A 23,972-nucleotide genomic window follows, 5' to 3' on the forward strand; every position below is an offset into this window, starting at 1 on the left:
ATGTTGCCGCAATTGCATCAACACGCATGGATGGACGCCGAGATCGAGGCGTTCCGTGAACAGGCGCGCCGCTACATCGCGGGCGAGATGGCGCCGGCAGGGCCATGTGCCGCGCGACATCTGGCGCGGTTTTGGGGAAATGGGCTTTCTGTTGCCCGAGATGGATGAAACCTACGGCGGCGCTGGCTGCAGCCTGGCGTACCAGTTGGTGGTGCAAGATGAGCTGGCCAAGCAGGAAATGCCGCTGAACACCAGCGTGCACACCATTGCGGCGCACTACATTCTGGATTACGGCACCGAAGCGCAAAAGCAGCGCTGGCTGCCCGGCCTGGTGAGCGGCGAGTTCCTGGCCGGCATTGCCATGACCGAGCCAGGGGCAGGCTCCGACCTGAAAGCCATCCGTACCCGAGCACGCCTCGAAGGGAATCACTATGTGATCGACGGTGCCAAGACCTTCATTACCAATGGCTTCTCGGCCAACCTGCTGGTGATGGTGGTGCGCACAGGTGATCACCCCAGCCGGGGCGTGTCGCTGATTGTGCTGGAGACACAGGATCTTCCTGGATTCCGCGTGGGCCGCAAGCTGGAAAAGCTGGGGCAGCATGCATCAGATACGGCGGAGCTGTACCTGGACAATGTGCGTGTGCCGGTCAACCACCTGCTGGGGGGCGTCGAAGGCGAGGGCTTCATCCAGTTGATGAGCCAACTTCCGTACGAACGCATGCTACTGGCGGTGCCAGCGGCGGCAGCCATCGAGCGGGCGGTGGAGCTGACGGTGGAATACACCAAGCAGCGCAAGGCGTTCGGCCAGACGGTCGCTGATTTTCAGAATACGCGCTTCAAGCTGGCGGAATGCGCCACCATGGCGCATGTCGTGCGAACCTTCGTCAACGACTGTATTCAGCGCCTGCTGGACGGCAAGCTGGATAACGAAGCCGCCTACATGGCGAAATGGTGGTGCTCCGAGCAACAGTGCCGTGTCACTGACGAATGCCTGCAGTTGTTCGGCGGCTATGGCTACATGGCCGAATATCCCATTGCACGTTTGTATGCCGATGCCCGCATTCAGAAGATCTATGGCGGGGCCAATGAGGTCATGAAGGACCTCATCGCGCGGAAAGTGTTTGAATAGTTCAGAGTGCGAACCGGTCCATGCCGAGCCCATGTACGACGCTGTGCTGGCCTCGGGTGAGGGATCGTCGAGTTCGCCGCACGTTTGTTGGTGCCTGTGGCCCAACAATTGGAGATGAACCAGATCATGCAATATCAGGGGGCATGTATATACGCCCTCTCGAAACAGCTGCAGGGCGTTTGAGGGCTAAGGTCAGAATCTCGGGGTGGATGGGTAGTAGCCATTCGAGATGATGTCCACGCCGTCTGGTTCGATTTCGACTTCCAGATTCTCGAGCACGCGGGATACCATCATGTAAGTGCCGATCGTCAGCAGCAGCTCGGTGAGTTGGCGCGGTGAAAGAAGGTCCTTTACCGCTTCAAACTGCGAGGCGGGTGCTTTGACGTCGCGGACAACACTATCGGTGAAACGCAGCAAAATGTCTTCAGCACGCTCGCCGTGGACGCCGCCATCCGCGTCATCCAGTGACAGTGCTTTCCTGATGCGCTCCTCCGTCACCCCTACATATCGTGCAAGGCGGGTGTGCTGATGAATCTCGTAGGCGGAGCCGCACAACGCACCTACGCGCAGGATCACCATCTCGCGTAGTTGGGCGTCGAGTTCTGTTTTTGTCAATAGAGCGCCAGCGAGTTGCACGAAGCCGGGTAGCAGGGTGGGCGCGTTCGCGAGGATTCTGTAGATGTTGTAGGGTGGCCGGGTGCTGAGCAATTCGGCGGTATCTGGCGAGAGCGCATCCGAGGGAACGGGGGAGATGCGGGTCATAGGGAGCCTCCTACTGAAGTTTGAGGCCGATACGCTGGATCACGTTGCCCCAGAAATCGGTTTGCGTCTTCATGAAAGCGCCGAATTCCTGAGGAGTACTGGAGCGTGTGCGCAGGTTCAGTTGCGCGAAACGCGCTCGGACTTCAGGTAGATCCAGCAACTGTTTCAGTTCGGTGTTGAGTCGCGTGATGATGGGCAAGGGCGTGCCGGCGGGTGCCACCACGCCGCTCCAGCCTTCGATTGCAAAATCGGGATAGCCGGATTCGGCGACGGTGGGAACCTGTTCCAACCCCGGCAGCCGCGAAGGGGACGTGACGGCGATGGGTTTGAGCTTGCCACTTTGAATGAAGGACATGGTCGGCGCTACGTTCTCGAAGACCAGTGGTATATGGCCCGCTATCACGTCGGTGATGGCCGGGCTCGCGCCCTTGTAGGGCACAAGCTGCATCTGCACGCCTGCCACATCTTTGAAAACCTCGGCTGTGAGATGCGGTGAGCCGCCAGGTACAGCCGCGAAGTTGTAGGCACCAGGAGTCTTCCTCAGTAGCGCCACCAGCTCCTTGACGTTGTTGGCCGGAAACTGGGGGTTGGCCGCGATGATATTAGGCAGCATCGCGACCAGCGATACAGGCGCGAAATCCTTGAGGTGATCAAAGGGAAGGTTGTGGTAGAGATGTGGGTTGATCGCATGGGTGGGAATGGTGCACAACATCAGCGTGTAGCCATCGGGTGCTGACTTGGCGACGAAGTCAGTGGCGATATTGCCGCTGGCTCCAGGCTTGTTCTCCACCACTACGCTCTGGCCCAGGCGTTGCCCCAGGTACTGGGCAATGATGCGCGCAGCCAAGTCGGTGGAGCCACCGGGCGTAAAGCCTACGATCAGCTTGATGGGGCGGTGCGGCCACTCGTTTTGTGCCGCTGCTGGCGTGCCGGTCAGCGTTCCCAGAGCGGCCAGGGTGCCCGTGGCCAAGGCCTGGCGCCGCGTGATGTGACGTTGCTTCATAATGGTCTCCTTGCGTTTTGTTATCCGATGTTGGTGGCTGCCTCAGGCCTTCTCCAAACGTCGCAGGACGTCGGCGCGCAGCAGATCCTTCTTGATTTTTCCGGAGGCGGTCGTCGGAAACTCCGGAACCAGGATGACGCGCTCCGGATACTTCTGGCGTGCTACCCCGGCCGCTTCCAATAGGGCGACGATGTCTTCCTGGTTCACCGTGGTGTCCGGGCGAACGATGATGTAGGCGCATACGGTTTCGCCCAGGCGGGGGTGTGGCATAGCGACTACCGCAGCACTCATGACTGCCGGATGGGCGTGCAGCAGGTCCTCCACCTCCTTGGCGCTGATTTTTTCTCCACCGCGATTGATCAAGTCCTTGATGCGGCCAGTGAAAACAACGGCTTTTTCAGAGGTCAGAAAGCCGATGTCGCCGGTGTGGAAGAAGCCCTCGGCATCGAAGGAGTCGGCCGTATGCGCGGGATTGGCATAGCCCACGAAGAGGGACGGGCCGCGCGCGCAGATTTCGCCCTCGGTGCCGGCCGGCACCGGCTGTCCCTCTGTGTCGATCACGCGTACTTCATAGTCGATGACTTCGCCGTCAGTGGAGGCAGCCAGGGCTTCCTGTCCCGGTGCGACAAACCCTAGCGTGATCATGGGCGCTTCGCTTGATCCGTAGACGCGGAAGGCTCGGCAATTTGGCAGCACTCGCGCCACTCTGAGAATGACTTCAGGGGCCACCGCCGCACCACCGCAGGGAAAGAGGCGTAAAGAAGGCAGGGAGAGGTGCTTTTGCTCCACCACATCCATCAGTTCCTGCAGAAAAGGTGTGGCGCCAATGGTGAAGGCAACCTGTTCTCGCGCGATGATGTCTGCGGCTTCCGCCGCATCCCACTTTTCCATCAGCACGCAGCGCGTGCCACCGTAGAACGGCATCTCCAGTGCATGGCTGAAACCGGTGACATGCGTGACAGGCGAAGGCATCAGGGTGGTGTCTCCTTCGGCGATGCCCCAATGGCTTGCGCACATCAGTGTGGCGCGAATGAGCGTGTTGTGCGTATGCAGCACGGCTTTGGGATGGCCGGTGGTGCCCGAGGTATAGAGCACCAGTTTGACCGCGTCTGGTGAAATCACCGGCCATTCGGCAGGCGGTTGGGGTGCGCCGTCGAGTAGTACGCGCAGATCATTGGGGCCAGTGCCGCGGACGGTCCATACATGCTGAAGGGCAGGCAGGCCTGGTTGAAGGCGTGCCATCATCCCGGCGAAGTCGAAGCCCCGGAAGTGCTCTGCAATGAAGATGCCCTTGGCGCGGCTATCGGAGAGAATGAGCTCTACCTCACGATCGCGGTAGATGGTGACGATCGGGCACACGACCAACCCGAGCAGCGCTGCGGCCACATCGATAAAGGCGCTTTCGTGCCAGTTGGGTGTCTGGAAGGCAATCACATCACCGGGCCGATAGCCTTCCTGCCACAGCGCTGAAGCAAGGCGGGTGCTTTGTGTCCAGGCCTCCCCGGCGGTGATAGGCCGGCCGCCACACACTTGCGTGACGCGTTCAGGGTGGCTGTATGCCAGTTCACGGGCGGCTTGGGCCACGGTGCGATCGATCCATTGGCCGCCAGCCCGCCAGGCGCGAGCGCGAGTCTCGTCCCAGTGGATGTCCCAGCCGCTGATGTCGTGTTTCAAGAATGTCTCCCGTTCGTGATCTGTTGCAGGCCTCAGACGGCCAGGTAACGTGCTTTGAGAGCTGGCCGTGCGTCGAATGCTGCCCAATCGCCAGCGAACACCTGATTGCCGCTATCCAGCAGCACCACGTGTTCCGTGCACTGCCGTGCGTAGGTGATGCTTTGCTCCGCCACCAGCACGGTAAGACCGAGCTTCTCACGTGCGCTGCGGACTTCGCGCGCGAGATCGTGTGCGACCTTGGGGGCCAACCCTTCAGATGGTTCGTCGAGCAGCAGCAACGCAGGAGCTGCCATAAGGCCACGCGCTACTGCGACCAGTTGTTGCTGGCCGCCCGAGAGTTGATAGCCCATGCGGTCAAGCAGTCCTTCCAACAAGGGAAAGAGGGCGCAGACCTCGCCTACGCTCATGCGCCTGCGTCTGTCGGCCGCATGCCATGCGAGCTCGAGGTTCTGGCGTACGGTGAGGGTAGTGAACACGCGCCGATCCTCAGGCACCAGAGCCAGGCCGCGCTTGGCGCGCCTTTCGGTTGAGAGTCCATCGAGTGGCTCACCACCGAGGCGGATCGAGCCGGTGGTCTGGGGGCCGGCGTCCAGCAGCGACTTCATCAAGGTGGATTTGCCAGCGCCATTGCGTCCTAGGAGCGCAACGCCACCGCGGGCAGGTACGTCGAGATCGATGCCGAAAAGCGCCTGGCTGTCGCCATACCGGGCATGAAGGTTGCGCACTTCAAGCATGGGAACCTGCTTCAACTGTGACGCCTGCGTCGGTATCGGCCTCATTGCCTAGATAGACCTCGCGTACACGCGCATCGGCTCGTATCTCGGCAGGTGAGCCAGAAGCGATCAGTCTCCCGTGATGCAATACCGAGATGCGGTCTGCCAGGCCGAATACCACTTCCATATCGTGTTCCGTCATCAACATTGAAAGGCTGCGCCTGGCTTTTACGCGTTGCAGCAGCTTCACTGTCGCGAGCCGGTCGGCCGCGGACATGCCTGCAGTCGGCTCATCGAGAAAAAGGACTGTGGGTTCGAGTGCGAGCACCATGGCGAGCTCAAGCCGCTTGCGATCGCCGTAGGCGAGCGATCCCGAGACCGCATCGCGTTGCGCGCCGAAGCCGGTGTCTTCCAACAGGGTGTCGATCACGGCGGGAAAGCTGGCGGCCGCCTTGGCGCCCACTTTTGCCCAGGGGTTGGCCCGGCGAACCCGAGCCTCCAATGCGATCTGCAGATTGTCCCGCACGCTCAGATGGGGGAACACCTGGGCGACCTGGAACGTTCGCCCGAAGCCGCGATGCACACGCCGGTGGGCAGGCTCGCGTGTGACATTCTCCTGGCGAAAGTGTATAGAGCCCCGATCGGGAAAAAGTTCACCGGTCAAGACCTTGAACAGCGTGGTCTTCCCAGCGCCGTTGGGGCCGATCACTACGTGGGACTCCCCGATGCCGATGGCAAGACTTACGTCGTGCAGCACGGCAATGCGGCCGTAGGCTTTGTCCAGGCTCTCGGCATGTAGCAGGGGGTGCTCATGGCCTACCTCCTTCAGGCGGAGCGGACTGGGGTTCGCGCTTGGCAAGAAGCCCCAGGATTCCCCCCGGTAGAGCGACCACCACCACGAGCAGAAGCAGACCCGTGGTCAGGTCCGACATGCCCGCCAGCGTACGAGTGAGATAGAAGACGGCAGAAAGGACGACTGCGCCCAGCGCGGGACCCCAGAAGTGAGCAGAGCCTCCGAGTAAGGTGTAGAGGATAGGGCTGGTGGAGTTGGACCAGTGGGCGAGCTCTGGCGTGACGATCTGTGCCCATGGCGCAACCAGTGAACCGGCCGCTGCCGTGGTAGCGCCAGCCAGTACGAAGATGGCGAGGCGATGCCGCCGTACGGGGATCCCCAGGAACTCCGCGCGTTCGGGCGATTGCTTGACAGCCTGCAGGGCGCGGCCGAACGAGGTGCCGATCAGCCAGCGTATGAAGCCGATGAGCAAGCCACAGACCACCACAATGAGATAGTAGAAGTTGTCTCCGGCCCCGAGGTCAAGCTGGACGCCAGCCCATTCGAGTACCGGGCGCTGCAGACCGGCCAAGCCGTCATTGCGGCCGAGTGCCGCCGTGTTTGCGATAAGCAGGTGCACTAGTTCCGCAAAGGCCAAAGTGAGGATGGCAAAGTACACCCCTTCACTGCGCCGGAGCGCTACCGCACCTACGCAGGCTGCGAGCAGCGCACCGATCAGGGTAGCCACCGGCAGCGCCATCAAGAATGGCAAGCCGGCCTGTTGAGTGAATACCGCCGCAGCATAGGCGCCTGCTGCGAAGAACATCGCCTGGCCGAAGCTCAGAACACCCGACAGACCGAACAGCAGATTGAATGACAGCCCGAAAACGGCGTTGATCCAGATCATGCCGGCGATGAAGACCAGCCCGCGGTTCAACAGCGAAGGCATCGCCAGTCCGGCGGCCATCACGAGCAGCAGAATGACCGCGTCACGGCGGCCACGACTACCGAGGAAGAGAGAGGCGCTCATGGATTGAGAAATAGGCGAAAGTCGCTGTCAATGGTGGATGGCCCGTCCCATCAGCCCTTGAGGACGAACCAGCAGGATGAGGGTCATGGCTGCGAAGAAGGGCAAACCGGGCAGGCCTGGGATGATCCATTGGCCTATGGCGTCGACCAGGCCCAACAGGATCGAGCCGAGGAAAGCGCCGCTGATACTGCCCATGCCGCCGATGATGATCACGCCGAAGGCCTGGATCACGAACGCACTTGCCAGGGTGGGCGAGAGCGTCTGGTTCGACATCAACAGCCCCCCTGCCAAGCCTGCGAGGGCGAAGCCAAGAGCCACCGTGCCTGTGTAGACCCAGCGCACCCGTATGCCCAGCAGGCGTGCCATCCACGGATCGGCCGAGATGGCCTTGACCAGCCGGCCTGGTCCGGTGCCGTTGAGGAAAAATTCCAAAGCCGCGTAGCAGACGATGCCCGCTGCTACGATGAAGAGTGACATTTTCGGCAGCACCGCATCGCCGATCAACCAGGCACCGTCCAGCGCCGCCGGCGGCATCACGCTATGGTAGTTGAGGCCCCACAGCAGCTTGGTTGAGCCCTCGCACACCAGCAGCAACGCATAGGTGGCGATCAGCACATAGGCGTCTTCCACGCCCTGCAACCTTCGCAACACCAGCCGATCGACCACCAGTCCGAGCAGCGCGACAACAGCGCCGGCGGCGAGCGCGCCGAACAGATAGAGCGCCACGGAAGTTTCAGCGCCGCCGATCGTACCGATGAGCGAATAGGCTGCGTAGGCCCCGATCATGAAGAAGCCGCCGTGCGAGAAATTGAGGATGTGGAGCGTGCCGAACACCAATGTCAATCCAGCGGCGACCAGAAAGGTCGCCATGGCCCAGGTGAGGCTGTTGACCAGAAGCGTCACGATATCCGCAGCTTGCATGGTGTGCCCGTGTCCTCAGGCTGTGCGCAGGTTGAGCTTCTTGCCGGGCGTTGCTGGGAACAGCACCGTTTTTCCGGCGATCTTGGTGTAGTTGCTTACCTTGTAGCCCTTGGCATTGGAGGCAGGCTCGATATAGACCAGTTCCACGTCCTTGATCGCCTGATTGTCTTCGGCGCGCATCGTTCGAATACCGGTCACCGTTTCCCAGGTCAATCCCTTGAGTGCGGCAATGACTGCGGCGGTATCGGTGGACTTTGCTTTCTCGATGGCCTGCTTGTAGGCATAGAGGCTGGCATGTGCCTCCGCGGCCCAGCCCAGGGGCTCGGGGTCTTTCGTCTTGGCCAGATAGTCGGCTACGAAGCGGTCGCTCATCGGATTGCCTTTGTTGGCATCGGCGTAGTAGTGCATGCCGGTCCAATGAGCGGGCGTCTGCTGCTTCATCCCGCGCGCCACCAGGAACTCGTTGGCGGCATCGCACAAGACCTTGTAGCGCTTCATCAACCCGAAACCGCGTGCTTGCTGGAACATGGTGATGGCATCGCCGCCGTAGGTGCAATTGAAAACGCCATCAGCCTGTTGGCGTAGAGCTTGGGTGATGGAATTTCGGTAGTCAGCCACGCCATACGGCATGAGAATCGGTTGCAGAATCTCGGGCTTCTTCTTCGCGATCGATGGATAGTATTCAAGCAGGCCATCGACGAAGATGCTCCAGGTCGTGCGCCCGTACTCGTGGTCGGGCACCAAGCCCGTCCAGCGTGTGATGTCAGGGTATTTTTCCGCCATCAGCTTGGCTTGAGCGCGGGTGCGTGCATCGGGCGCGTCACCGGGGCGAAACAGATTGGGCGAATAGTTCTCGTGGTTCATCTTCTCGGTGCCCGCACCGCAGGTCATGAAAACGCCCTTCTCCTGCTGCATGACCGGCCCGAGGGCCAGCACGACCGAACTAGAGATCCCTCCGGTATGCAGGTTGATGCCGGCACCGAGCAATTCGCGTGCCGCGGCGAGAGCCGCAGCGGGGTTGGCTTTGTCGTCCCGGATTTCCAGGGCGATTTGGCGGCCGGCGATACCTCCAGCCTTGTTGATCTGATCGACGGCGATCTCCGCACCGTTCTTCACATAGGAGCCTATGAATTCCTGAGGGCCACTCAAGGGGGTGATCAGGCCAATGCGCAGTGGTCCGCTTTGGGCGCGCACCAAGCCGGGAAAGCCAGCGCTGGCGGCAGTTGCGGCGGCCGAATATTGAATGATCTGGCGGCGGGTGAGTTGTGGATTCACGTTTCCTGTCTCCGTGTTGATTTCTATGACTGGGGAATACGAGGGGGCATCAGCGGCCGGTGAACACCGGCTTGCGCTTTTCCCGGAATGCGCGCACGGCCTCAGCGTGGTCGGCTGTCAGGTTCGACATACATTCGTAGGCCACGCCGGCATCGAAGTAGCTGTGAAAGAGTTGGCGCAACGGCAGGTTGGCGGTGATCTTGCTCCAGCGAATCGCCTTGGTGGCGCCGGTGACGAGGCGCTGGGCAATATCGTCTACCTTGGCATCGAGTTCGGTGCGCGGTACCACGTCGGTGATCAGGCCGATGCGTTCGGCCTCACCAGCGCTCATGAGTTCACCAGTCAAAAGGTATTTTTTGGCCTTCGCGTAGCCGACGATCTGAGGCCAGATCAAGGCACCGCCGTCACCGGCAACCAGACCGACGCTGACGTGGGGGTCACCGATCTTCGCCTCTTCGCTGGCCACGATGATGTCGCACAGCAGCGCGAGGCTGGCACCGAGGCCAGTAGCATGGCCGTTGAGCTTGCATATCAGCGGCTTTTCGAGGTCCAGTTGTGAATAGACAATGTCTTTCGCCTCGCGTGCGGTACGTTCGAATTCCTCGGGTTCGTCGATTGATTTTTGCATCCACTCGATGTCTCCACCAGCGCAGAAGGCGGCTCCATGGCCGGTCAGGATGACGACGTCGGACCCTGTATCGCGCTGTGCGTCAGTGAACACGCGTGAGAGCTCCCGGTGGAGTTGCGCATTGGTGGCGTTGCGTTGGGCGGGACGGTTCAGCGCAATGGTGAGGATGCGGCCTTGCCGCGAGAACTCGATGCATTGATAGGAAGCGAAGTCCATGGCGATGTTTCTGGTCAGTGAAAGGAAGACGGAGCCAGGGCGAAGGCGCGCAGGTGTTCTTCGGCGGAGCCGTGCAATTGTTCGTTGACACGTACGCGCCGAAGGTAGTGGCTTATGGCGTACTCCTCGGTGATGCCAATACCGCCGGAGAGTTGCACAGCATCCTGCAAGGCTTGGCGAGCGCTTTCGCATACGAAGCTCTTGGCCGCGTGCGCGTCGCGCGCGGCATAGGGGCTTTCGGCTTGCACCGAGGCCACGGCCTGGTTGACGACCGCACGGCTTTCAGCGATGCGCACATAAATGTCGACCGCACGGTGCTGAAGGGACTGGTTGACGCCCAGCGGCGCACCGAACTGACGCCGGGTCTTGAGGTGTTCCAGGGTGAGTTCAAATGCAGCGCGCATTGCACCCAATGAGTCTGCAGCGGTGGCCAACGCTGCCAGATGGAGGGCGGTCGCCATATGGACCGCGGAAGCATCGGAACTGCCGAGGGATGTGCAAGAGGCATGTTCGAGTGTCACGGTGGCGGCGCCGCGACCGTCCAGCAGGGGGTAGCTGGCGACTGTGACGCCCGGCGCTTCGGCTTCCACCAGCCACAATGTGCCGGCTGCCTCGATGAGGAAGCGTGCGGCGATATCGGCATCGAGAACAACCTCGCAGCGGCCCGAGAGGCGGCCTTCGCTGACCCTGAAATTGCCATCGCCGAGCACGCAGGCCACACGCAGTTCTCCAGCGAGCATGGGCGGCAAGAGCATTTCGCGTTGTGCGCCGCTGGCATGGTGTGCCACCACGAAGGGCGCAAGTATGCCCATTCCAATCAATGGCTCATTGATCAGCGAGCGTCCTGCTGTCTCGCTCAGCAATGCGATGGAAGCGGCACGAACGCCGAACCCACCGTGCGCTTCAGGCGTGGCAACCGAGAGCCAGCCCATCTCGGCCATGTCGCGCCAGGCGGCAGCGTTGAAGCGACGCTCCGCGGTGCTCAGACGCAGGCGAGCTGAGAATTCGTAACGCTCTCTGGCGTATCGGTGTGCCGCGTCATCAAGTGCGGCGTCTGTGTCGTCTTGCCAAGTCATGGTGGTCACAGGCCAAGCTCCGCCTTGCTGATGATGTTGCGCTGAATCTCGTTTGATCCGCCATAGATGGTCGAGGCGCGCCCGTGAAGGTATTCCCGCACTGCGCCGCTGGTATCTGCGGGGCCCACAGGCGAATGGGCGATTGCGCCATTGACGTCGGCTGGGTCGTAGACGACGGCCGCCGCTCCCAGCCAATCGAGCGTGGTTTCGGCGATCTGCTGTTGCAGCTCGGTGCCGCGGATCTTCATCACAGAGGCTTCCACTCCGGGGGGGCCGTCGGCCGACATGTTCCGTGCATACGAAAGGCAGAAGGCGCGCAGGGCGTGCAGCTTGAGTTCGAGATGCGCGATGCGGTGTTCGAAGTGCGCGCTATCGGGGCGGGGCGTGCCGGCTTGTGAACTGGCTGTTGCCACCAGCAACTTCAAGTGTGCGAGTTGGCGGGCGGATCGTCCCGTTTCGGCCGAGAGAATGCGTTCATTGCTTAAGAGGAACTTGGCGTAGGTCCACCCCTTGCCTTCCTCGCCCACGAGGTTTTGGAGGGGCACCTTGACATCGTCGAGGAAGACTTCATTGACATGGTGGCAACCGTCCATGGTCCGGATCGGGCGGACTTCAATGCCGGGCGTTTTCATGTCGATCAGGAGGAAGGAAATGCCTTGCTGCGGACGGCTTTCGTCGCTGGTACGGACCAGGCAGAACATCCAGTCGGCCCATTGCACGTAACTGGTCCAGATCTTCTGGCCGCTGACACGGTAGTGATCACCCGATCGCACAGCCCTGGTTTTCAGGCCGGCGAGGTCGGAGCCCGCACCAGGTTCGGAATAGCCTTGCGCCCACCATTCCTTCGAAGCCAGGATGGGGGAGAAAGCGTTGTTTCTGGGCTTCGGAGCCGAAGGTGTAGATCACCGGGCCGACGTAGTTGATGCCAAAAGGGATCAACCACGGCGCGCCATGGCGCATGCTTTCCTCCTCGAAGACGAAGCGCTGCAGTGGAGTCCATGCGGCACCGCCATAGGCTACCGGCCAGTGGCCGGCCGTCCAGCCGCGCCGTGCCAGCGAGCGCAAAAAGGCGAGGTTGTCTTCCTTGGTGAGGAAGAGATTCGCGAGCACTTTCGCGCGCACCTCGCGCGGCAATTCGTTATTGCAATAGTCGCGTACCTGCTGCCGGAACTCGGCTTCGGAAACACTCTGACCGGGGATCTGGACCATCGGCATGGATTCGTTGTGGGATTAAACTGAATGTTGATTCATTATTCAATTCATGTCAATCGTGATCAGTCGAACTAGGTGAAAACGCGAATTCCCGCACCAGAGGACTTGATCCGGTAGACTGAAAAAGAAGATGACGCCGCGGATACCGAGTGATCGTGGCGAGACGACATAGGAGCAGCTTTCTTGGCCACCACCGCGAAAAAGAGAACACCACGCAAGATGTCCCCGGACGTGCAGACCTCCCGCGAGCAGCGGGCTGCCAGGACGCGCGAACAACTTCTCTATTCAGCTGCTCGCGTGGTTGGTGAATTCGGCTACCGCGACGCTTCGATCCAGCGCATCACGGCCCATGCAGGCATGGCGCTGGGCACTTTCTACCTGTATTTCGATTCCCGCCAGACCCTGTTCGACGAACTACTGCCGCACTACGGCGTCCAGATGTTGGAGCGCGTGCGGGAGCGTGCTCATGGCGCCAAGGGTTTCTACGAGGTGGAGGAGATCGGGGCGCGGGTAGTCTTCGAGTACCTGTGTGAAAACCCCTGGTTCTGGCGCGTGCTCAATGAAGCCGAAGTCGAGGCGCCGCAGGCTTGGGCGAGCCATCACCGGGAGGTTACGCGCCGCTATAACAAGTTTTTGCAGCGCGCCAAGAGCGAGGGCGAGATTGCGGGTTATGACGTAGATGAACTCGACACGTTGGCGTACCTGTTGATCGCCGCGCGAGACTACCTTTATCTGCATCATCTGGCGAAATCTCCGCAGAATAGCCAAGTGCCTGAGCGAGCGATCCATACCTACATGCAGTTTCTGCGGCATGGGCTGGGCGGAGGGAAGTCGGCCAAGAAGGTGGTGAAACCCGGCTGATGGTTAGGGGCGCACCGACGTCAGCGCTCGCTTGACTGCGACCACAGCCGGGATTGCGAGTGCATCCCGGCGTATGGCCAGGACCATCCTGTCTTCCGGAAACGGGACACGCAATTTGACTGGTTTGATCTTTCCGAGCGCTTCGTAGTAACGCACGGAGCTTCTGGGCGCGATGGTGAGAAACGAAGTGTTCTCCGCCATGATGGCGAAGCTCGCGTGAAAGGAGGGGGATTCGATGACAGGCACTGGAGGTTGCATGCCCAGTCCCAGAAAGGCGACGTCGAATGCCTGACGGGTGTATGTTTCCTTGGGGGTGACGATCCAGGGATGATCGACCAGTTCGTCCAGCCGGACGGACCGCCGGTTGGCCAGCTTCGAAGTGGTCGCGCAGGCCATCTCGTAGGGGTCGTTCTGCAACAGCGAGATATCGAAGCGTTCCATCCAGCCTGGCTCTTCGCTGACTTCCAAGCGGCTGATCACGATGTCCAGCGCGCCCGATACCAGATCGGCCATCAGGCCAGACACGGAGGCCTCATGCAACAGAAGGCGTGGCAGCGACTCCTGTTTTTCCAGTTGATGAACCAGCCCGGGAAGGATCGAGATGCCTGCCAGCCGAAGGATGCCCATGCGTACCAAGGGCCGTTCCGGCCGCGTGCCGAGTTGCTCATCAAGCGCATGGAGCGCGTGGATGGCGATGCGGCCTCTCTCCAGCGCCCGCTGTCCGGCCGCCGTCAGCACGCCGCCGCGCGTGCCGCGATCCACCAGCGTTTGCCTGAGTGCGATTTCCATTTCCTGCAGGAGCTTGGTGGCCCTGGGCTGGCTGATGCGAAGGGCCTCGGACGCGGCGGTCAGCGACCCATGGCGCGCAATGAGCGCCAGCAGCTTGAAGTGCTTGAGCCGCAGGTGATCCGAGCGGGAAGGCCTGTTTGGCTCTAGATCAAGTTCGTCCATATTTCATTTCGATTTGGAATGGCTCCATTTCTAAATCATAGTATTCAGGAAATCAATGCTCGACCACAATCCGACTCTTTGAATCCAATAATCAAGGAGACGGCCGTATGTGGTTGAGGACTGAACATTCGAACGAACTGGCGCCGTGGCAAAGCCCGTGGCAGCGCGGCTCCGCATGCAAGGCTTTGCTCGGGACGGTGTTGGCCGTGACTGCGGCCTTCGCTTCAGCCAATGAACCGAATTACCCCGCACGGCCTGTCCGGATGATCGTCAGCTACGCGGCGGGCAATGTCACCGATACTCTGGCCCGCATCGTCAGCGACGGCCTGAGCGCTAAATGGGGACAGCCCGTGACCGTCGAGAACAAGCCGGGATCGGGCGGCAGCCTGGGCGCTCAGACGGCTGTCAAGGCACCGGCTGACGGATACACGCTGCTGGTGTCCGCCATGGCAGCCATGGCGATCAACCCGCATGTCTATTCCAATGTGGGGTATGACGTTCGCAAGGATTTCGTGCCCATCGTGAGCATGGCTTATCCGGACATGATCATGGCAGTGACGCCCAGCCTCAAGATCGATTCGATGGCGAAGCTGGTAGAGTTCAGCAAGGCCAATCCCTCCGTCCTGAACTACGGAACCGCTGGCAACGGTACCGTGCCGCACCTGAACATGGAGCAGCTGAAGGTGCGTTCCGGATTGGTGGCGCAGCATGTGCCCTATAAGGCAGCCGCCGCGGTGCTGACGGATCTTATCGGGGGCCGCGTGCAGATTCAGCAAGAGGCTTCGTCTGTGCTGCTTCCACAGGTCAAGGCGGGCAAGGTCGTGCCGATCGCCGTGGCTCCTCAGCGTAACCGGCAGTTGCCGGACGTGCCCACTTTGTCTGAGCTTTATCCGGGGTTTGAGCCGGTGACGCCTTGGTTGGGTGTCTTCGCGCCGGCAGGCACGCCGCCCGCCATCGTGGAAAAAATCAACCAGGATGTGCGCGAGATACTGGCCCGTCCTGCCGTTCAGAAACAGCTCGCGGACAACGGCATGACTGTGTCCGCAGGCCCTCAGAAGGAGTTCGAGGCCACCGTGCGCAAGGACTACGACCGGTTGAGCGCTTTGGTGCGCAAGATGAATCTCAAGGTGGATTGAGCATGGACGCTTCTGTTGTACAAGCGCATGTCGATGCAAGGCCTACCCCCTGAAAGGCATCAGGGTGTTGGATCTGACCACGGTGTTGGCGGGGCCTTATTGCACCTATCAGCTGTCGTTGCTGGGGGCTGAAGTCATCAAGCTGGAGAAGCCGGGCACGGGTGATTGGGCCAGGCAGGGCCAGGGCGTGCGCGGACTTCCCGAATTCTCTGCCCAGTTTGTGGCCCAGAACGCGGGCAAGAAATCGATCGAGTTGGATCTGAAATCGGAAAACGGGCTCCGGCAGGCGCTGGAACTGGCCAAGACCTGCGATGTGGTGGTCGAGAACTTTTCACCAGGGGTGGCTGATCGCCTGGGGATCGGCTACGAGGATGTGCGCCGGGTGAAGCCGGACGTGGTTTACTGTGCCATGTCCGGGTATGGGCAGGAAGGTGAGATGAGCAAACGGCCGGCCTATGACCACGTCATACAGGCGGCCTCCGGCATCACCATGCTGACAGGAACGCCGGAATCGGTGCCGAACCGGATCGGTCCCCCGCTGGTGGATTACCTGGCCGGCATTTACGGCGCGTTCGCCGTACTGGCCGCGCTTCGTGAGCGCGACCGCACGGGCGCGCCGCAGTTCCTGGACGTGGCCATGCTGGACGCGGCTGTGGTGGCCATGGCGTCCACTGTTTCGCTTTGCGCCAACGCGGGAAAGGTGCCGGTGGCGAACGGCAATACGGCGGCGAGTGGCAGCCCGATGTCCGGCATATTCAAGACGCGGGACGGCCTGCTTTCAATGACGGCCAATCAGCACGGACAGTTTGTCCGGGCCTTGCGAGCGATGGAACTCGAGGCGCTCATGGAAGACCCCCGGTTCCGGGAGGAGGATGCGCGCCAGGCGCATGCGGCCGAACTCAAGGAGGCCTTGTCCCTGCGCTTGCTGGACAAGCCCGCGATAGAGTGGGAGCGCATTCTTTCTGAAGTGCATGTGCCGGCGGCCAAAGTCCGGACGGTGCCGGAGCTCTTGGGCAGCGAGCATCTCGCGCAGCGCGGCACCATTGCGCGAGTGATGGATGAGCGTTCCCAGGTGACGATGGAGGTGCCGGCGATTGGCTTTCGCTGGAACCGTGCGCCGCTGGGGCCGGTATCCGGCCCGCCGAGGCTGGGAGAGCACACCGAGCAGGTTCTCGGCGGATGAGGCTAAGCCATCGACGGCTTGGCCCGTGACCGGGTTGATTTGGCTGACCTGGGGGGCTTGTAGGCTGGACGTTGTGCGTGCGCGAGGCTTTCCTGGATCACGGCGTCGACGATCGACGGGGTGATGAGCGGTGGCGATGCCAGCTCCATGGTGGCAGAGACCAGCGGTACTTCGATACGGAACCAACTGCCTTGTCCCAGCACGGAGTTCAGCGATACCTTCAACTCGAGCAAGCTGGCCAGCCGCTGTACTGTGGCCAGGCCTAGGCCCAAGCCTCGTTCCGCCGGGCCACCGCTGGGGTTGACCTGGAAATATTCGTCGAAAATGCGCTGCTGATGATCGGGTGCAATGCCCAGGCCAGTATCGACGACGTCGATGCGCACGGATTTGCCTCGGCGGCGTGCGGCCACCAACACGCCCCCGGTACGGGTGTAGCGCACCGCGTTGGCCACGAGGTTGCCGACGATGCGCGAGAGCATGAAATAGTCTGAGTTGACCCAGAGGTCGGTGTGGCGTACGACAAGGCGGAGCTGCTGCTGCTCGGCCACCGGGCGGAAGTTGCGGCTGATGTCGTCCAGCAACCGGTTCAGCGAGAAATCCGAACGCCTGGGGCGCAGTACGCCTGAATCGATTTGCGAGATGTTCAGCAGCTCCGCAAAAAGCTGATCCAGCGAAGTGATGCACTCGCGCATCTGACGGATACGCTCGCGCTGCACGGGGTCGGCTTCAGCCTGCGCCAAGCCGTCCGAGAAGAGAGCCAGGGCGTGCAGCGGCTGGCGCAAGTCGTGGCTGGCGGCGGCGAGCAGGCGAGTCTTGGCCTGGCTGACCCGCTCAATGACACAGTTCTTTTCAGCCAACTCGGCAGTGGCTTCGCGGACGCGTTCTTCCAGCAATTGGCGGCTGTCGTGCAATGCCGTCGCGGCGGTGTTGAAGCCTTTCTGCAGATGCCGCACCTCACCGGTGCCCGCGATGCCTACTTGCACGGGCTCTCCCGCAGCCAGGCGGTCGACGGCACTGGCCAGTTCGCGTATTGGTGCGCTAATGCGCCGCGCTGCCCAGATACCGGCCAGCAGTACCGCCGCGAGACTCAGCGTCACGGCCAGCAGGACGTTGATCCAGGCACGTGCCTGAGCGGCATGGAGGTCATCCAGGCCGCGCTCCACGGTGACGGTGCCCGATGGGCCTCCAGCCGGGTCAAGGACCGGCGCACTGACACGGAAACCATCACCACGGCGCAGGTCAGCGGTTTCCACATTGGTCAGCAATTCTCCTTCAGACGACCAGATCTGGACCTGCTGAAGATGAGACTGGGTCATGGTGGCCTGGGCGAGACGCATCAATGCGCGCTTGTCCTCGGTCGCCATGGGCGTCTGCGCCAGAACCGCCAATTGTTGAGCCAGCGTTTGAGCCTGGCGCTGAACATATTCTTCGGCGCTTCGCACATATTCACGCATGGCGAGCGCCAGCAATACCCCCATCGCCAGGAGAGCAGGCAGCACGGCCAGAAGCCCCAGCTGCCACACGAGAGGCAGACGGGTCACCTTGCACGATCGGAATGAAAGTGTCCGGTTCATGGGGGCGGTTGTCGGCGAATCCAATCAGAATACACTATTGGAAGGCGCCATAAAAGCATCAAACATTTTTGGATGCTTATTGGATATGTGCAAATAAGTGACCATTTCCAGGATTTTTGAGGAAGCGAATTCGGTTTGCAGATCCATCTCCCGGATTCGCCTATAAGACGAACGAGCATGTGGAGGTTTCAAGGGATGACGAGTTTTGGCATACCCGAGGGTCTCAGGCGCCGCGCCTTGCTGGCCGCGCTGGCGTCCGGGGCATTGGCACCGCCATGGCGTTCTGCATGGGCTGCCGAGAACGGAGCGTTGATCTTTGGCATCCTGCCCATCGGGGGCACGGTGGATTCACGCGTCAGTTGGGAGCCTCTGCTGGGATCTTTGTCCCAGGCGCTGGGAAGCAGCATCAGTATCCTTTCGGTCACCGCCTACAGCATGCTGGGCGATGCGGTGAAGCGTGGCGAAGTGGACATGGCTTTTCTGTCCGGCAAGATGGCATTGGATGCGGTTACCTTGTACGACATGGCCGTGGTGGCCCAGGTCACGCGCCACGATGGCCTGCCCGGATACCGAGCCACGCTGCTTTCGCGTGTGGGAGGTCCCGTGCGTGATCTGGAAGCGGTGTTAGCCAATCCAGGCCGCTGGCGGCTGGCGCGTGGCGAAAAACGCTCGATGTCGGGTTACCTGATTCCCAAGCTCCAGCTTTTCCTGCCGCGCCACATTGATATCGAGACGGGCTTTGCTGGCGACATTGTGGGGACCCATCAGCGCACGGCTCTGGCAGTGGCCAATGGCGAAGCCGACGTGGCGACCAACAATACTGCGGATTTCGAGCGTTTCAGCAGCCAGTTTCCGGCCGAGACGGCGCGTCTTCGCGTGATCTGGGAGTCGGATCTGATTCCCCACGGCGTCATCGTGATGCGCCGCCGGCTGGGGAGTGCCCTGCAGCAGGCTGCGAGACAATTTTTTGCACAGTTTGGCCGTGGCCAAGGGCGGCAGGCCGAGCAGGAGCGGGCGGCGCTCAAGGGTTTGCACGACCTGGCGGGTTTTCTGGGCGCCGACAATCGCGCGCTGTTGCCGGTGGCGCACCTGACGCATCAGTTGGAACTCGACAGCGCTCATTCCGCGCAATGGATCAACGATGCAGCCCTGCGGACACGGCTCAGGCGCATTGAGGATGAATATGCGGCGCAACTCAAGCAGCTGAAGGCCGGATGAGGGCGGTCGCGCCACTGGAGGCTCTGATTGTCGGCAGCTATGTGCAGGCCTGTTGCTGGCATGTCGATCGTTTGCCGCGACCAGGCGAGAGCGTGACGGCAGAGCGCTATACCCAGGAGATGGGCGGCAAGGGATTGAACGTGGCCGTTGGGCTGGCCCGGCTTCGGCGGCAACCGGAGGGCGTAGCTGCCTTGATCGGCTGCGGCAGGGATGCAGCGGGTGATGCGCTGCTCGATCTGCTGAAGGCCGAGGGGCTGGATGCGGCACACGTCTCGCGGCTGCCTGGTACTTCGGGCATGGGCAGCGGATTGATCGGCCCGGACGGAGAAAACCAGATCGCTGTGGCGCCTGGGGCCAATGCGCTGCTGACGGCCGCGCACGTGGACGCCGCCGCCGCGTCGCTGGCCGCCGCACGGGTGGTGTATGGGCAGTTCGAGGCTGCGCAGCCGGCGGTGGAGCGTGCGCTGTCCATCGCTGCTGGCGCGGGTGTGTTGACGGTGCTCAACCCCTCGCCCTGGCATAGGCCTTCGGCGGCGTTGCGCCAGGCTACGCGGGTATTGATCGTCAACAGGATGGAGGCCGCGGCCCTGTGGGAGGATGATGCTGCTTTGCGGCCGGAAAGCATGCCGCATGCATTGGCGCGCTTGGCGCAGACATGGCCCAACCTGACGCGGCTGCTGGTCACGCTGGGTCCTGAAGGCAGCCTGGGGTTTGTGCGCGATGCGCCGGGGGGCGGCTGGCGAGGATGGAAGGCGGATGCCTGCGCGGTGCAGGCGATGGACGGTGTGGGAGCGGGCGATGCTTTCTCCGCGGCCTGTCTGGATGCCTGGCTTGCTGGCTGCGACATGGCGCAGACGTTGCAGCGTGCGCAGCGCTGCGCTGCGCATGTGGTGGAGGGGGTGGGTGTACTGGCGCGGTTGCCGTATCGCGGTCAGCTTGAGTCCTGGCTTCAGGATGCCGGAATGCCCGTGGTGAGGGAAATGGCGCTGGGGTGACCCCCGGTTCGCGGAGGCAGGCCATCCAGCTAAAGCCGCTTCTGCATTCGCGGCGCCTACACCGTCAGCTGTGCCCGGTACACGTAGGCATCGCCGCGGAAGGTGCCTTCCACGTACTCGATCAGCAACGGGACCGACGTATTGCTGGCGTACGTGCGGCGCTTGAGCAGCAGGCACGGTTGCGGCGTGGTGAAGCCGAAGGCTTCGGACTCTTCTTCTGCGCTGAAGATCGCCTCGACCGTTTGCTCAGCGTGCGTGAGATCGAGCTTGCAGTGCTCGCGCAGCCAGGCATAGGCAGAGCCTTCACCGTCCCAATGGGCGAGCGCGGGAGCGGCAGAGAGGTCATACCAGGCCAGTTCGCGAGACATTGGCGTGCCGTTGCCCAGGCGAATTCGTGCCACATGCAACAGGGGGGTGCCAGAGGGGCGCCCGAAGATCGAGGCCACGTGCCGGTTCTGCACATTCATGCGTCGCAGCAACCGGGTCGAGGGCTGCATGCCTAGCTCTCGCATTTCTTCCGTGAAGCCCTTGAGCTTGCCCAGCGTAGGCTGCGCCCGCACCAGCGCCCTTTTTTGCACGACAGTACCCGCCCGCCCACGTCCGCCCAGAATGTTGCGCCAGCGGAGCTCGTCGTAGCAGCGCTTGACGGTGATGCGGCTCACATTCAGCGCCAAGGCCAAGTCTCGTTCGGTGGGCAGGCTCATGCCTTCGGTCAGCGTGCCGTTGGAAAGCATTTGGTTGATCTGCAGGAAGAGCTGCCGCCACAGGGGCTCATGGTTCGAACCATTCAAGACCAGAGACGAAAACGGAGCCACCAGCTTGTGCAAGGCTGACGCTTGAGCTGGCTGAGGAAGCGAGCCCGGATGAGTTTGAGACATGACCAAATTATGCCCGCTTACGCCGTTTCAGGCTTAGCACGTAAGAGGAGAAAATCTGGTTTTCTGTGAAGAATTGGTGTGAAATATCGTGAGAATTGGCTGTATTAAATAAATCCAATGCACTGAGGCTGTATCCAAAGCAAATGAATGATTTACTGCGAGCGCTTTGTCAGCCGTTTTCCAGTGCACGTGCGGCGACTACTGCCTCGGTTCGGTTACGCACACCGAGGGCCCGGAAAATTGCCGCCAGGTGGATCTTCACCGTGCCTTCGCTGATGCCGAGGTTGCGGCTGATGAGCTTGTTGGGCTTGCCCTCGGACAGGAGCGCCAGCACGTTCATCTGGCGCTCGGTGAGCACGCTGCGCAGCTGAGGCATCGAGTTGCGGCCAGCACCGCCAGGGGCTTCGTTCCTGTTTTCAGGCGCGGGCGCATGAGAAGCGGCAACTGGGGTTTCTCGTGTGGGCGTCAGGTCCATGCCGGTCAGCATCATGGGTGGCACGTAAACGCCGCCGGAAAGGACCAGGCGCACGGCCGAAAGCATCACGGCGGGGGAGTAGGCCTTCGGAATGAAGCCCATGACCCCTGCCTCCAGCGCCTCGCGCATGAGTTCCCGGTCTTCCTGGCCCGACAGCACGATCACGCGCACATCCGGATAGCGACGGCGTACTTCGAGCACGTGGCTCAGTCCTTCTGCACCGGGCATGACCAGATCGACCAGCAGCAGATCGACATCGGCTGTTACGCTGGTGAGCAGTTCGGGCACGGACATCGCTTGCACGAAGGTAACTCCGGGGCCCAGCTCCGACAATTTATCAACCACGGCCTCGACAATCAGGCGATGGTCGTCGGCGATCACGATCTTCATGGAGTGACGCTCCGCTGCGTTGAATTTCTTTAGTGCGTTAACAATAATCCCGGCGGCACACGCGGGCAAGTCTTACATACCTGCCAAATGGCATAGCTCCGGCGGTGGAGCCATGCCGGAGGCCACAGAGGCAACGCGCTAGCGCCGCTGCAGCGTGATGGCACGGGCCCCGAAGACGGCATTCATGTTGACCGGCTGGCCTGGCACCAGAGGAATGGTCTGGCGCCATTGGGCACGCGACAGATCCCGGTAGGCCGCCAGAATGCCCAAGGCCATGGCGTCTGCCTGGAGCACGAAGGCGAGAGGGTGCGATTCGCCTGGTTTGAGCAGCACTTCTTCCTTTTTGATGAGGTCTCCGCCCAGTGTGGCCGTGTCTTTTTCGAACAGTGCGAAGAAATCGGCGGTGTCGAAGCCGCTACTGGTTTTCAGGGCATAGACGCGCAAAGCCATGGGCGAGGCGCGTCCGCGCGTATCGGGATTCATGTCGGCCGCGCCCACCAACTGCAGGTTGACGGGTGTGGTGATGGGGGCAGGCGGCTTGGCACAACCGGCGGCCAGCACGCTGCCGAAGGCCAGTCCTCCCCAGCGCAGGAGGTCGCGCCGGGTGGCCATGTCCTGCCTTACATAGGACGAATGGTAGGTGCGCACATATTCCATGCTAGTTCCTTCGTTGCATTGACCCGATTCGATGGCTCTTTGATTATCTCTACTCACCATCGAATGGCAACACATGCTCACAGCACAGGTCGTCGAGGAGCTCTTGAAGCCGGTCAGCGAGGATTCGCCTTGCGGGCCGGATCTTGAGTACGACCCGGAATTTCTGGCGCTGCAGACTGAAGCGCAAGGCAAGCCCGAGCAGCAGTTCGGCGACACGGTGATCGCTGCGGTCGAGCCCGATTGGCGTGAGATTCAAAGCAAATCCATCGCGCTGCTCGGGCGCACGAAGGATTTGCGGCCGGCGCTGCTGCTGCTGCGCGCCAGCACGCGCGCAGGAGGATTGCCGGGGTTCCTGATGGGGGCCCGGTTGGTGAGCCAACTGCTGGAGGCGTATTGGCCTGCGCTCTATCCGCTGCTGGATGCGGACGACGGCGATGATCCGACCATGCGCCTGAATGCGTTGGCGCCGCTCGCCGACGAGTCGACGCTGATCCGCGATCTTTATGAAGTTCGCCTGGGTACGGCTGCGGGCCTTGGGCCAATCCGTGTGCGCGATGTGCTGACCGCGCGCAATGCGTTGGCGCCGATGAATGGTACTGAGGCCATGCCGCAGGCGGCTGTGGAAGGAGGCCTGCACGAAATCGTGCAGGCTGGCGGTGAGTCGGTGGAGGCGATCCGCGCGCTGCCGGCGATCGTCACCCAGTTGGGAGCGGTCATCAATGATCGGACTGGCCGCGCCGACGCCATGGACCTCAGCCGGCTGCGTACGATTGCCCAGCACCTGAAGCTGGCAGTTGGAGGCTCCCCAAGCGGAGATCCCGTCACTGAAGTGGAGGGCGAATCTGCCGGAACAGCTGTTCCGGTTGGCGCGGCTGCGGACGGGCCGCGTGGCGACATTCGCAGCCGGCAGGATGCGATCCAGGCGCTGAACCGCGTCATCCATTATCTGGAGCAGGCTGAGCCCGGCAATCCAGCGCCCCTGCTCATCGAACGTGCCAAGAAGCTCATTGGCGTGAGCTTCCTGGACATCATGGCTGACCTTGCTCCGAACGCGCTCGAAACGATTGAGCTCGTGACGGGCAGGCGCGTCCAGGAGTGATGGATGCCCATGGAAATGACACATGGGGTCGCTACGCACGCACAGACGGCGATCCTGTGCGTCCCTTCAGCGCCACCGCTGGATTCCCGCCTGCGCGGGAATGACGGAGGTGTAAGCCCCAGCCCTTGCCAATCCTAGGAG

At 61.7% G+C, this 23,972-nt stretch carries 23 protein-coding genes and 1 pseudogene; 7 read left to right on the top strand and 17 right to left on the bottom strand.

The window, feature by feature from the left end:
- Positions 1 to 1,132: pseudogene (locus tag WJU18_RS04635) on the top strand (acyl-CoA dehydrogenase family protein).
- 192 nt (positions 1,133 to 1,324) lie between these two features.
- Here the strand turns inward: WJU18_RS04635 and WJU18_RS04640 are convergent.
- The 12 genes from WJU18_RS04640 to WJU18_RS04695 are packed head-to-tail and all read right to left on the bottom strand — an operon-like array spanning position 1,325 to position 12,411.
- Positions 1,325 to 1,894 (bottom strand): carboxymuconolactone decarboxylase family protein, encoded by a 570-nt coding sequence (locus WJU18_RS04640; protein ID WP_423458968.1) that lies wholly within the window; start codon positions 1,892 to 1,894, stop codon positions 1,325 to 1,327.
- Positions 1,895 to 1,904: 10 nt separating this feature from the next.
- Positions 1,905 to 2,897, bottom strand: a complete 993-nt coding sequence (locus WJU18_RS04645) for a Bug family tripartite tricarboxylate transporter substrate binding protein (protein ID WP_423458969.1) — start codon at positions 2,895 to 2,897, stop codon at positions 1,905 to 1,907.
- 42 nt (positions 2,898 to 2,939) lie between these two features.
- Positions 2,940 to 4,571 carry an AMP-binding protein gene (locus tag WJU18_RS04650; protein WP_423458970.1) on the bottom strand — a complete coding sequence of 544 codons (1,632 nt, stop codon included), beginning with the start codon at positions 4,569 to 4,571 and terminating at the stop codon, positions 2,940 to 2,942.
- A gap of 32 nt (positions 4,572 to 4,603) precedes the next feature.
- A complete protein-coding gene (locus tag WJU18_RS04655; RefSeq protein ID WP_423458971.1) occupies positions 4,604 to 5,305 on the bottom strand; it encodes an ABC transporter ATP-binding protein in 702 nt (233 codons plus the stop codon).
- Positions 5,298 to 6,143: an ABC transporter ATP-binding protein gene (locus WJU18_RS04660; RefSeq protein WP_423458972.1), complete on the bottom strand. Its 846-nt coding sequence runs from the start codon at positions 6,141 to 6,143 to the stop codon at positions 5,298 to 5,300. The genes WJU18_RS04655 and WJU18_RS04660 overlap by 8 nt, the downstream gene beginning before the upstream one ends.
- Entirely contained in the window at positions 6,094 to 7,086 is a 993-nt protein-coding gene (locus WJU18_RS04665; RefSeq protein WP_423458973.1) for a branched-chain amino acid ABC transporter permease, read from the bottom strand. Before WJU18_RS04665 ends, WJU18_RS04660 begins: the two co-directional genes overlap by 50 nt.
- Before the next feature lie 27 nt (positions 7,087 to 7,113).
- Positions 7,114 to 8,007, bottom strand: a complete 894-nt coding sequence (locus WJU18_RS04670) for a branched-chain amino acid ABC transporter permease (RefSeq protein ID WP_423458974.1) — start codon at positions 8,005 to 8,007, stop codon at positions 7,114 to 7,116.
- Between the two features lie 15 nt (positions 8,008 to 8,022).
- A complete protein-coding gene (locus tag WJU18_RS04675) occupies positions 8,023 to 9,282 on the bottom strand; it encodes an ABC transporter substrate-binding protein (RefSeq protein WP_423458975.1) in 1,260 nt (419 codons plus the stop codon).
- A 49-nt stretch (positions 9,283 to 9,331) separates the two neighbouring features.
- Positions 9,332 to 10,126 carry an enoyl-CoA hydratase-related protein gene (locus WJU18_RS04680; protein WP_423458976.1) on the bottom strand — a complete coding sequence of 265 codons (795 nt, stop codon included), beginning with the start codon at positions 10,124 to 10,126 and terminating at the stop codon, positions 9,332 to 9,334.
- A 14-nt stretch (positions 10,127 to 10,140) separates the two neighbouring features.
- Positions 10,141 to 11,202, bottom strand: coding sequence for an acyl-CoA dehydrogenase family protein (locus tag WJU18_RS04685; protein WP_423460935.1), 1,062 nt, complete (start codon positions 11,200 to 11,202; stop codon positions 10,141 to 10,143).
- A gap of 5 nt (positions 11,203 to 11,207) precedes the next feature.
- Positions 11,208 to 11,975: an acyl-CoA dehydrogenase family protein gene (locus tag WJU18_RS04690; RefSeq protein ID WP_423458977.1), complete on the bottom strand. Its 768-nt coding sequence runs from the start codon at positions 11,973 to 11,975 to the stop codon at positions 11,208 to 11,210.
- Positions 11,962 to 12,411 carry an acyl-CoA dehydrogenase family protein gene (locus WJU18_RS04695; protein WP_423458978.1) on the bottom strand — a complete coding sequence of 150 codons (450 nt, stop codon included), beginning with the start codon at positions 12,409 to 12,411 and terminating at the stop codon, positions 11,962 to 11,964. Before WJU18_RS04695 ends, WJU18_RS04690 begins: the two co-directional genes overlap by 14 nt.
- A gap of 186 nt (positions 12,412 to 12,597) precedes the next feature.
- Here WJU18_RS04695 and WJU18_RS04700 point away from each other — a divergent pair, with 186 nt between their 5' ends.
- Complete coding sequence (locus tag WJU18_RS04700; RefSeq protein ID WP_423458979.1) at positions 12,598 to 13,275, top strand: TetR/AcrR family transcriptional regulator; 678 nt, start codon at positions 12,598 to 12,600, stop codon at positions 13,273 to 13,275.
- 3 nt (positions 13,276 to 13,278) lie between these two features.
- On the opposite strand, the gene WJU18_RS04705 is transcribed toward WJU18_RS04700, so the two are convergent.
- Positions 13,279 to 14,226 (bottom strand): LysR family transcriptional regulator, encoded by a 948-nt coding sequence (locus WJU18_RS04705; protein WP_423458980.1) that lies wholly within the window; start codon positions 14,224 to 14,226, stop codon positions 13,279 to 13,281.
- A 107-nt stretch (positions 14,227 to 14,333) separates the two neighbouring features.
- Here WJU18_RS04705 and WJU18_RS04710 point away from each other — a divergent pair, with 107 nt between their 5' ends.
- Together WJU18_RS04710 and WJU18_RS04715 are read left to right on the top strand one after the other, a co-directional pair.
- Positions 14,334 to 15,362, top strand: a complete 1,029-nt coding sequence (locus WJU18_RS04710) for a Bug family tripartite tricarboxylate transporter substrate binding protein (RefSeq protein ID WP_423458981.1) — start codon at positions 14,334 to 14,336, stop codon at positions 15,360 to 15,362.
- Between the two features lie 58 nt (positions 15,363 to 15,420).
- A complete protein-coding gene (locus WJU18_RS04715; protein ID WP_423460936.1) occupies positions 15,421 to 16,545 on the top strand; it encodes a CaiB/BaiF CoA transferase family protein in 1,125 nt (374 codons plus the stop codon).
- Positions 16,546 to 16,547: 2 nt separating this feature from the next.
- Here the strand turns inward: WJU18_RS04715 and WJU18_RS04720 are convergent, their stop codons facing one another.
- Positions 16,548 to 18,086, bottom strand: coding sequence for an ATP-binding protein (locus tag WJU18_RS04720; protein WP_423458982.1), 1,539 nt, complete (start codon positions 18,084 to 18,086; stop codon positions 16,548 to 16,550).
- A gap of 228 nt (positions 18,087 to 18,314) precedes the next feature.
- On the opposite strand from WJU18_RS04720, the gene phnD reads away from it, so the two are divergent.
- Both phnD and WJU18_RS04730 read left to right on the top strand, forming a co-directional pair.
- Positions 18,315 to 19,337, top strand: coding sequence for a phosphate/phosphite/phosphonate ABC transporter substrate-binding protein (phnD, locus tag WJU18_RS04725; protein WP_423458983.1), 1,023 nt, complete (start codon positions 18,315 to 18,317; stop codon positions 19,335 to 19,337).
- A complete protein-coding gene (locus WJU18_RS04730) occupies positions 19,334 to 20,332 on the top strand; it encodes a PfkB family carbohydrate kinase (protein ID WP_423458984.1) in 999 nt (332 codons plus the stop codon). Before phnD ends, WJU18_RS04730 begins: the two co-directional genes overlap by 4 nt.
- Positions 20,333 to 20,388: 56 nt before the next feature.
- Here the strand turns inward: WJU18_RS04730 and WJU18_RS04735 are convergent, their stop codons facing one another.
- The 3 genes from WJU18_RS04735 to tssJ form a co-directional block, all read right to left on the bottom strand.
- Positions 20,389 to 21,210 (bottom strand): GntR family transcriptional regulator, encoded by an 822-nt coding sequence (locus WJU18_RS04735; protein WP_423458985.1) that lies wholly within the window; start codon positions 21,208 to 21,210, stop codon positions 20,389 to 20,391.
- A 169-nt stretch (positions 21,211 to 21,379) separates the two neighbouring features.
- Positions 21,380 to 22,075, bottom strand: a complete 696-nt coding sequence (locus tag WJU18_RS04740) for a response regulator (protein WP_423458986.1) — start codon at positions 22,073 to 22,075, stop codon at positions 21,380 to 21,382.
- A 138-nt stretch (positions 22,076 to 22,213) separates the two neighbouring features.
- The gene (gene tssJ / locus WJU18_RS04745) at positions 22,214 to 22,732 is read right to left on the bottom strand and encodes a type VI secretion system lipoprotein TssJ (RefSeq protein ID WP_423458987.1); all 519 of its coding nucleotides are present in this window, start codon (positions 22,730 to 22,732) and stop codon (positions 22,214 to 22,216) included.
- Positions 22,733 to 22,805: 73 nt separating this feature from the next.
- On the opposite strand from tssJ, the gene tssA reads away from it, so the two are divergent.
- A complete protein-coding gene (tssA, locus tag WJU18_RS04750; RefSeq protein ID WP_423458988.1) occupies positions 22,806 to 23,831 on the top strand; it encodes a type VI secretion system protein TssA in 1,026 nt (341 codons plus the stop codon).
- Positions 23,832 to 23,972: the final 141 nt, after the last annotated feature.

Source organism: Ottowia sp. VDI28, assembly GCF_049532675.1.
Taxonomy (GTDB): Bacteria; Pseudomonadota; Gammaproteobacteria; order Burkholderiales; family Burkholderiaceae_C; genus Ottowia.